The sequence below is a fragment of the Paenibacillus barcinonensis genome, from assembly GCF_003217495.1.
Classification (GTDB): domain Bacteria; phylum Bacillota; class Bacilli; order Paenibacillales; family Paenibacillaceae; genus Paenibacillus; species Paenibacillus barcinonensis.
The window spans coordinates 66,472-77,921 of sequence record NZ_QJSW01000011.1 but is presented as its reverse complement, the minus strand read 5'-3'; the positions used below and the strand labels follow the sequence as shown (position 1 = coordinate 77,921).

Genomic DNA, 11,450 nt, shown 5'->3' with positions numbered 1-11,450 from the left:
AGATCACACCAACCGTCAGTGACATCACGGCGACAGTCACTGTTAATGGTACGTCTGTACCAAGTGGAACCACCTCGGATCAGATTGGCTTGAACGCGGGTAGCAACACGATCACTGTTGTTGTGACAGCAGAAGATGGCACAACAAAGACGTATACAGTGACAGTTACCCGAGGGATAAAAGATGCAAATTTAAGCGGACTAGCCTTGTCCAGTGGCACACTCAGCCCGGCATTTTCCGCGGGTACAACCAGTTATACAGCCAATGTAGCAAACAGTGTGAGCAGCATTACGATCACACCAACCGCCAGCGATAGTAATGCGATGATCAAGGTGAACGGTACAACTGTGGAGAGTGGAACGACCTCAGGCGCAATCACTTTGAATGTAGGAAGTAACACGATTACCATGAGTGTGACAGCAGATGATGGTGTGACAACAAAGACCTATACTGTGACGGTAACGCGAGCACCCAGCAATGATGCATATTTAAGCGGACTCACGTTATCCAGCGGCACACTCAGTCCGGCTTTTGCCTCGGGAACGACAAGTTATACAGCAAATGTGGCAAACGCCGTAAGCAGTCTTAAGATCACACCAACCGTCAGTGACATCACGGCGACAGTCACTGTTAATGGTACGTCTGTACCAAGTGGAACCACCTCGGATCAGATTGGCTTGAACGCGGGCAGCAACACGATCACTGTTGTTGTGACAGCAGAAGATGGCACAACAAAGACGTATACAGTGACAGTTACGCGAGGGATAAAAGATGCAGATTTAAGCGGACTAGCCTTGTCCAGCGGCACACTCAGCCCGGCATTTTCCGCGGGTACAACCAGTTATACAGCAAATGTAGCAAACAGTGTGAACAGCATTACGATCACGCCAACCACCAGCGATAGTAATGCGATGATCAAGGTGAACGGTACAACTGTGGAGAGTGGAACGACCTCAGGCGCAATCCCTCTCAATACAGGAAGTAACAATACGATCACTGTCAGTGTAAGAGCGGATGATGGTGTGACAACGAAGACCTATACTGTGACGGTAACGCGAGCCGAAGCCAATGCAGGGAATGGTAATGAAGGTGGCAATAGTAACGGGAACAATGGTGGAAGTAGTGGAACCGGAAACAGTGGAGGGAACAGTAGCGGCAACACGGACATGAATGAGAAGCCTTCTCCCGTGCTAAGCAGTTTGACATTATCCACAGGAGACTTAACACCATCCTTTTCACCTGGCACAACAACGTATAAGACCAAGGTGGGGAACAGTGTCAGCAGCATGACGTTTACTCTGACGCTCAGTGATAGCAATGCTAAAATCAGGATCAACGATATGCCTGTAACCAATGCGTCCCCTTCCAGTGTTATTCCATTAAATGTAGGAGAAAACAAGTTTACGTTTACAGTAACGGGACAGAACGGGACAATATCTACGTATACGGTAATTGTCACAAGAGAGGCAGCAAGTAGCGCTGCAAATGGTAGTGATTCCTCAGAGGCGTCTGAATCTCACGGACCTGTTCTGAATCATGAGATGATTAACGTAGGGCGTGTGAAGGAAGCACTTGAGACAGCATTGCAGCTTCCAGCGCCTGAGCATTTTCCCGATGTATCACAGAGCAACTGGAGTTCATCAGGAATTGAAGTGGCTCGTCAGATTGGAATCATTCAAGGGAGAACGGATGGCAAATTCCATGGGAATGACTTGATCACTCGCGCGGAGTTTATCATGATGGTGGCTAAAAGTCTGAAGCTTGATATGACACAGGTGCGCGATACAACATTCGATGATACTCAGGATCACTGGGCTGAAAAAGCGATTGCTGCATTGGAGGGTGTAGGTGTGATTCATGGTTCAGGTGAACATAAATTCAGACCGAACCAGCCGATTACTCGCGCGGAAATTGCAGCTGTTCTGGCTCGATTGCTTGTATGGGACGAACCGTCTGCGGCTACTCGCTTTACCGATACTACCGATAGCTGGGCACGCTCAGTTATTGATCAAATGGCGGAGGCGGGCATTATTAGAGGTACGGGGAATGACCGTTTTAGTCCAGATGCATCAGCGACTCGAGAACAGGCGACCGTGATGATCTTACGCATGCTGACGGTCTGTCGAAACGTTGAAGTTCCACTTACCGATCTTGCGCAATAAATTATAGTTTGGGCGGCGAACGCACTCATTTACGCGTTTCGTTGTCCCGTGGAAGCTGGGACAGGGTGATGACGCAGAGTGGAGCGTTATCGCTCTTAATCAGCATATTTTTGAGAAAAAAAAGCGATTTTTTATGACAAAATACGAGTTTTTACAGGGCTGTATAACTTTCGATAGATGTGCTTTTACAGCGTCTTTTATATGATTGTCCTAGTTTGATCTGGAGGGGGCTCACATGAAACGATTTCCATTATACATACGAAAAAAAAGTGCGAAACAGCTCATATCGGCAATTCTGTCGGTTGTGCTTATTTTTGCTTTTATTCCATTTAGTGCATTCGCAGAGGATGTAGTTAATGCCGCGGATATATCTATTGAAACGCCCGCACCGGTTAACGGAGCAAGCATAACAAACGGAACAATTGTATTCGGCAGAGGGACAGTTGCGGATGTAAAGTGGTCGAGTGATGGCGTCACGTATGGAGCGGCCGCTGGCAGCTTTGCTCAGAGCACGCTTTATCAGACCAAATATGTGTTTACAGCGGATACGAATCATGTCTTTGACCCTACTCCTGGCGCTTATGCAAAGGGCGGGGAACGGGACTTGTCGAGCCGAATTACCAATCTGGGCACGGGTACGTTTACGGCTGAGGTTAGTCAAGGATTCACCTTGAATGATACGCTGACTGTTGTAATTAGCTGGCCGAATGCAACGATCGAGGCCGCGGATATTTCTATTGGCACAGCTGCACCACTTACAGACGCAGTTATAGAAAATGGCACAAATACATTTAACCATGCATCAGCAGATATTACATGGTCATCCACAGGAAGCTCCTTTGGTCCGGCGAGCGGTAATTTTGCGCCAGGTACCATTTATTACACACAATACCTCATCACAACTGATTCAGGCTATGCTTTTGATAACACCAATCGAATCTACCAGAACGGAAGCAAAAATGTGTCGAGCCGAATCGCTCATATCGGAACGGGCGAGATTGTAAGGGCTACGGTATCCACCACGACTCATGCTAACGACACGTTAACGCTCATTGTTATGTGGGAATCGACCAAGAAAGCAACGGGACAGGCAGTCATTGGTCCCTCTGATCTGACAATTGGTACCGCTGCGCCAGCACCTTCTGCCGTTGTTGCGGATGGAAGTAATGAATTCAAGCGGGGCAAGGTGGATTATGCGGAGTGGTATACATCCAACAATTCGCAAGAGCTTCATCCTGGAGATTCCTTTATATCTGGTACAACATATCGAACAGGGTATCATCTCATTGCGGCAAGTGGTTATGCATTCGATACGCCTAGCGCGTACCAAAAAGGCGGAGCAAGAGACTTGACGAGCCGAATCACAAACCTTGGCTCGGGAACATTCAATATATCCAGTCCAGATGGGGATGATCTGTACATCGATGTGTATTGGCCCAAAACAGGTGAAATTTCACCAGCAGATATCTTGATCGGGACGGATGCACCGGTTGCAGAAGCCAGCATGGCGAACGGTGCAAATACATTCAAGCATGCGTCCTCCAGCATCGCATGGTCCTCTGATAACGGTGCAACCTATCAAACGGCAAGCGGAACGTACGCGTTTGAGACAACATACAAGACGAAATACATCATTGAAGCGACAGCAGGATATTTCTTCGACCCAACTGCAGGAGTGTATGCTTCAGGTGGCTCCAAATCCCTGAACAACAGCATTACCAATTTAGGCTCAGGCACGTACACAGCTGTTGTATCGGGCACATCGGATAATACGTTAACGGTTGAAGTGACATGGCCCCGGACAACTGCGGCAGTACAAAGCAAGATTGATGCCAGTGGAATAGCTATAGGTACAGATGCCCCGGTCACTGGCGCAAGTATGACCAGCGGAACCAATACATTCGCGCATGCCGGCAGCACGATAACCTGGTCGGCGGATCAAGGGACAACATATACGGCAGCGAATGGTACATTTGCACCTGGAACGAGCTATCGGACAAAGTATGTACTGACTGCGGATACAGGATATATATTTGATGCAGCAGCAGGAGCATATAAGGGAGTATCTGTTGCCAATCTGGGCAAGGGAGAATTTAAAGCCGAGGTTTCCACAACGAGCACAGCAAACGACACATTGACCATTACAGTGACTTGGCCGACCACGTCCAGTGCAACCATTGCTGTATCCGATCTGGTTATCGGCATGCCTGCACCAGCAGCAGGAGAGGGTATAACTGACGGCAGCAACACATGGACAAATACTCAGGCGAGCATCACATGGTCAAGTGATAACGGTGCACATTATGCGTCAGCCAATGGTTTTTTTGCTCCGAATACGAGCTATAGAACGAAATACGTACTGACTGCGGCAAGCGGATATCAGTTCGATGACGCAGCAGATGCCTATCATTCAATTGTGGTTACGCATATCGGTTCAGGCACATTCAGCGTGGACGTATCCAGCGTAACAACCACCAATGATACGCTAACGATTGTTGTGTCATGGGAGGCGACAGCCGCTGCAACGATCTCTGCGGCAGATCTCCTGATTGATACGAGTGCTCCGTCAACGAATGCATCGCAGACAAACGGCACGAATCAGTTTAACCATGCCGTCGCTAACGTTACCTGGTCGGCTGATGGTGGGCAAACTTATGGCGCTGCTCACGGTACGTTTGAAGCCGCAACGATCTATAAGACCAGATATGTAATCAAGGCTGCAGCAGGTTTTACATTTGACGCAAGTACAGGTGTGTATAACCAAAATGGAGCGAGAGATCTCACCAGTCGCATTACGAATCTCGGAACGGGTACGTTTACTGCATCCGTATCTACAACGGACGTTTTAAACGATACACTCACCGTCATTGTCACCTGGCCGAGCACCAGCTCCGCGATCATTCAACCGGAGGATATTGTAATCGGGACAGCGGCTCCGGTGACAGGCGCTGCTCAAACGAATGGCAGCAACGTTTTTAACAAGTCTACAGCAAGCATTACCTGGTCGGCCGATCATGGCAGCACATTTCAACCTGCAAGTGGCACATTTGCAATAGGAAAAGTGTACCAAACCAAATATGTACTTACTGCGTTGTCCGGGTATCAATTTGATCGTTCAATTGGAGGTTATAGCTCCATCAGCATTGCCAATCGGGGTACAGGAACATTCACCGTTCAAGTCTCAACGACCAGCCTGCCTGATGATACGTTAACCATCATTGTGACCTGGCCGCAAACCTCGCTTGCAGATACTGTAAAGGTTAGCCTTAACGATGCAAGCAACATTCGGGCATATTCGGGCAGCACACCGATTGCAGCACAGGGGATATCGCTGCCTGCTGCGGAGGACTACAGCATTATTCTGGTAAACACTTCAATGAATACGCTGGAGCCTTCTGCACCACCGACCGCGGCGATGGTGAAAAGCGTTAAAGTCACCGATAGCCAAGGCAATAATGTGTTAAAAAGCGTGCGGGCTGTGTCGAATGGTGCTGCTCAGAATCATCCATGGAGTCTGGAAATTACGATCAACAAAAACGAAACATCCATATCCAGAAATATTATGGTCAAGGTTGAAGTAGGCACAGCTCTGCGGATTGATATTCGCAATCTGGTGGGCTTCACCAAACCGGGTGTCGAGTATGCAGACAAATCGAATGGAAGAGAACAGTATCCTTATGAATATGGTAACTATTATTACTTTCTGCCAGGTGACTCATTACTGATGCAGACCCGGTCTTCGGGGCTGATTCCGGCGGGGGTTCAGATTATAGGAACCAGGACGTCGAGAACGACAGCGATCACCAATACGCTATTTGATACGGTCAATTATCAATTCCGGTACACCTTCATGATGCCGGATGAGCCTGTCTTTTTGTCAGTGACCTCAACGGACGGAAAGGCTGCGCACGATATTAAGGTTAGTGCCACAATTCAGAATGTTGTGGTGCCCGCTTTATCCGGAGGCGCAACCTTTGTTCCAGCCACGGCGAGCAAGCCAGCAATGGATCATTCGGGGGACATCGTCACCGTTGATCCGGGTAGCTATGATCATCGCATGTACAAAGTGACAGGTGTGGAGGTTCGTTCTGAGCTGCTTAATGTCGTTTTGCCAGTGACGAAGAACGGAGATGGCACGTATTCGTTTGCTATGCCGTTTACCCATGCCATAGTGACCGTTGTTGTTGAGCGGATAACCTCGAATCTGGTGCAGACAGAAGTCAAAAATAACAACAGTGCGCAAGTGATTGCGAATCTTGAACAATATTATGCTGGGGATTCACTCAAGCTCCAGATTACGAACACGGACCCTACAAAATACGTATCTTCCATCCAGATTTGGCGAGTGGTGGACGAGTTGCTTACGCTTGAGAGACAGGGGAAGCCTGTTAATCCCTATGCCTCAAAAATGGATTTTGATATAAAACCTTATGCGTCAACCGTTTCGTTAATAGCTGGTGCAAAACTTAAGGCTGTCGTGAATTACGAAGATATTTCGATCCCCGTATCAACGAATAACCCGGCACAATTTTCGAATGTTCCGGCTAAAGTCAAGTTCAACGAGCCGATCACGTTCACCTTCGCGCCGCCTGGGGATAACAGCAAAATATACAAGCCGGAAGTCAAGTTCCGTGATGCGCTTCAGCCCGACATGACAACCGTTCTGGCTTGTACATTTGTGAGAACAGATGCTCAGGATCAATCCAGAAGCGAGTATACCTGTCCAGCTGTGACGAAAAGCTCCACAGCATCGGTCGAACTGTTATATGACTCTGTAAATGTAGCGTCCACTGTAGGGGCAGCGAAAATAAAACGGATGGCGTCCATTTCACCAAACTCAAGGCTTGCAGGAACGTTTAATTCCATTATGGTATATGGGACCGATATGAATGGCCGTGGAGACGTATATCTGGGGACCGCACCTGATCCGGCAGACAAGGCCAATGTCACACAAACGACTTCCAGTTCGCTTGTGGTCAGCATACCTGCTTCGCTGCTTTCCCGGACAAAGGATGTTACTTATTATGTGTCCATCAACGGTGTGCAGCGATCGGTAACCATCCCGACAGCACAGAATCTGATTCACAGCTCGTTCGGGAATATGGCGATTGTTTCCGACAATGCATTTAATCATTCGGTCATCGTGGCCCAAAGCGAAAAGGAATTGGGGCAGCAGCTAGGAAATCGCGAAGCTGTTGTCACGTTAAAAGGAAAATTCAAACTCAGCGAAACTGTGGCAGGTGAATACGGGTTTGAGGGAACCACAATCATTAACGGCGGTGTCACCAGTTATCTGCCAGCCGGCCAGAGCAGTTTCAAAGTTAAAGATGATGGCGATGGCAGTGTGAAGATCATGATGAAGCGTGTTAATCTGGTCGCCGGATCATTTAGTCTGATTTCCTCATCGGATGGCTCCATTGAGCTGGAGAAGGGCGTTGAATACATTAAAGAATACGCTAAAGACGATGACGGGGAATTGCTGGACGAGAACCAGCAGAATGTAGAAATTTCATTTGACAACCATAACCAGCTTACTGTGTTGGGGAGCGGTATGACTGCCCAAATCACTGGTGCCACGCTACTGGGCAATACGATGGTGTTTGACGGCAAAGTGTATCTTGGTATGTCTCTCCCCGGCAGTGGCAGCATGGGATTCGGTCTTCAGATTGACCGTCTGCAATACGGAGCGGATGGTCAGGGAAGTCTGAACTTTCAGGGAGTACGGGCTGACGGATATTTTACTCCAGGGAACGACATGTCTAAGAAGCTGCTCGGCGGTTTCGGTGTAGGGGCATCCGCAGAAGGAACGATTGATACGTTCAAGGGGCAGTATGGCCTTGCTTTTGACGTAGATGCGAAGCTTGCGAACTTTGCCGCCGAGATGGGGTTGAAAAGGGACAGCACGAACGGAAGATTCATCCCGGATACGATCAAAATAGTCGTTGGCTTGAGCGAGGGAATTCCGATCACCCCTGCAATGCCGATCGCACAGCTAACGAGGGTTGGAGGCGGGGTTACGGGACTCGCGGATACAATCACTGGAAACTATAAGGGAATAGCTCCGATTCTGATTTTGATCAATGGCGATCTTGAGGTTGGAAGTCTGCTTCCCGGTCATGGCTTGCTTGAATTCAATGATGTTGAACTTACGATTGGACCATCCCAGATTAGCTTGTCGGGCAATCCAACACTGATGAAGATGGAGATTTTTGATCAATTCCAGGCAGGTATCTACGTAACCAATACATCCGTTTCCTACCAGATGAAAGTCGCTGCTAATATACTAAAGAACTTTTCTGTTATTTTGGCAGGCGGGAACGCCAATCTGACTTATTCCAGAGACGGCAGTTCCAATCTGAATGGTCAGTTGCATGGGCGTCTTCAAGTGCCGAAGGTTAACGTGGGCGTTCTCAGTTTAGGGCCGTATACGATTACGGACAGTGACATTGGCCTTAGCAAAACCAATGCGTATGCGACGTTTCGTGTACTTGGCTTTGGAATGAAAGTAAATTACGCCTTCGGAAGCAATGCCGTCAGTGTGGGTCGGCTTGCGTTGCGTTCTCTGCCGAATTCGCAGCCTGAGCAGGGGCGAGAGTCAGGGGAAACGGTATATGACGAGAACGGTGCAGCCGTCGGGCAGATGTACACCTTCTCCAATATCAAGGAAGTGGCCTCGAGTCAAGCACCAATCTCCTTGAAGACGCCTAACCTTACACCGAGGATTACAACCAATGATTCGGGGGATGTGCATACGGTATCCTTCCCTGCGGGCATGATGGATGATTACGCGCTGCTGGTGTCGGCAGACTCAAAGGATATCCGTATTACGGACCCGGAAGGGCAGCCATACGGCTTGACGTACGCGGATACTCTGAAGGATGGAACGCCTTTTTATAATGATCCCAATGCCAATGCGTTGGTTGTATCCGATGACACCTTGATGATTCGTTTAAGTGCCCTGACCGGAAACTGGACGATATCGTCAAGCAAGCCGTTCTTCAGCTCGGTCATTGATGTGCAGCCCATTCCAGAGATTGCAAACGTGCAATATGACCCAGGCAACCGGAATGTGAAGTGGGATCTGACAGGGCTGGATACGGAAAAGGAGAACTATCGGGTTGAAGTAAGATTGTCTACCGATAATGGGGATGATCGGACTCAAGCGGCTGCAGGCGTACTGGTTCATACCTTGGACGTGAATGAGACGCAAGTAACAGATGGTGTGGCAGCAGGAAATTATTCGTTTACTACGCAGGATTTAACTTATTTGCAGAGCGGCAAGTATTTCCCGAGGCTGACGTTGGTTGGCGTACCGAAGAGTGAAACGTCCAATATCATCCCCTATGCGAGCTTGAATGCAAAGCAGCCGATGGATGTGATTAACCCGCTGACACCGGATGCAGTAAGTGAGGTGCTTGCTGTTCCTGGGGGAAGCGGCACAATTCACGCAACCTGGAGCGCAGTTTCAGATGCAGACGGTTATCTGGTTCGTTTGCTGGATGCGGAGGGCAATACAGTGATGTCACCTTTGTCGTATACAGATGAATTGGACAATAACGGCAAGGCGACAGGAAAGAAAATCGCTCATGCAGGACAACCCATCGAATATCAGGTTCAGGCGGACAATGCCGTAAATGGCACAGTGGATCTTGATTTTGGCGGAATGGAGCCAGGTACGTCATATCAGCTTGCTGTGATACCTTACGCCAAGGCAGATTCATCGCCATCGAATACGTCGTATATTTATGGTGCTTCTACAATGACCTCGCTTGTGCATGTGCCGCAAGTGAAGGCCCCCGTGATTCATGTGGCGTCAAGTCTGGGCGTAATGACAAGTGATGCGCTGACAGGTAGTTTGCTTACAGTCAATGGTGATTTCAAGCTGGAGGCTGCAGCGACCTATGTTAATCCGGAGGACGGTCAGTCGAAGGAACTACCTGCGAAGTTCACTGTTTGGCAAAGTGATGGTACACTCGATGAACAGACGAATTTGCCGAAGTTTCATCCAATTTATGCAAGCACCCAAGCGGAGCGGCAAATATCTGTTCCGGTCGCTTTAGATGGGGAAGCTGGCTCAAGTCTGATCCGAATTGTGGCCGAAAATGAGCAGGGGGATGTGTCGGAGTACGGTCTTGGCGTGCACTTTAACCGCCTTCCACCAGCTCTATTTGTTGAGACAGGCCAGGATGCCAACGTTACGACAGATGCTGCAGGACGTTATCAGGTTCAAGGGAGTACAGTACCTTATGCAAGTGTCAGGGACAGTCTTGGCAACCGCACAAATGCCGATGCGGAGGGCAAGTTTAGCATAAAAGGTACACTGACTACAGCTGCGAAAACGTTGGTCACTTTAACGGCGGTTGATCGTGTGGGCAATTTCGCTCAGGATGATATCACCATTGTGAGAGATTATACGCCCGCAAATCCGGGAAACGGAAACCCAACGGATTCAGGCGGTCATACCGGAGGACAGACAGGCGGGGGACAGACACATAGTGAACCATCCGTTACATCAGGATCATCGGGCAGTAGTCCACAGGATCATGGATCAACGGGTGCGGGGCAAGAGGGGAATACTGGAAATGAAGAAGGTCCTCCCCATTCCAGCTTCAGGGATGTACAGTCCGAAGCCCCATGGGCTGCAGAGGTGATTGAACGAGCTTACGCGAAAGGCATCGTGTCCGGTATAAAACCTGGTATATTTGCTCCGAATCTGAACACGCGAAGAGATGAAGTTATTGCAATGCTTGTCAGAGCAAAGCAGTTGAATGTGGGCATTCAGGCTGATATGGAAGCATCAGCAGCCTATTTCACAGATTGGAACGAGCTTAGCGCATGGAGCAAACCTTACATTGCTGCCGCTTATGCAAACGGGTTAATATCGGGTCTGACGAAGAATGGCAAGCATTATATCCTTGGAGCAACTTACGTTACTCGAGCAGAGGCTGCCGTATTGTTCCAGAATGCTTATCATTTATCGGCAGATGCATCGGGACGTAAGGTGTATACCGACAACATTCCTTCCTGGGCAGCAGAGAGCGTGGATATTCTCTCATCCCATGGCATAATCAACGGTTATCTAAACTCCACTTTCAGGGCTGGAGCGAAGGCAACACGGGCAGAGATTGTAGTGATGTTAATGCGTCTGATTGAGCGTAATTAACGGTGTGATCTGTTTTTTTGCATCAAAGGATAGGAAGGAAATGGAACGGGCTCTCCTCAGGAGGGCCTTTCTTTTTTGATTCTGTCAAAGTTCAGTAATTTCATTAACGAGATACAGATGCACTT

2 protein-coding genes are annotated in these 11,450 nt (G+C 48.7%); both read left to right on the top strand.

Features of this window, described 5'->3' with window-relative positions; genetic code table 11:
- On the top strand, window positions 1-2,162 hold a 2,162-nt coding region (locus DFQ00_RS29235; protein WP_208643792.1), incomplete at its 5' end, for a cadherin-like beta sandwich domain-containing protein.
- Window positions 2,163-2,397: 235 nt separating this feature from the next.
- A complete protein-coding gene (locus tag DFQ00_RS17055; protein ID WP_110897697.1) occupies window positions 2,398-11,325 on the top strand; it encodes an S-layer homology domain-containing protein in 8,928 nt (2,975 codons plus the stop codon).
- The last annotated feature ends 125 nt before the right edge of the window (window positions 11,326-11,450 follow it).

Bases quoted from the DNA above. Each gene is read 5' to 3' on its own strand.
- DFQ00_RS17055 (WP_110897697.1), top strand. From the start codon at position 2,398: ATGAAACGATTTCCATTATACATACGAAAAAAAAGTGCGAAACAGCTC.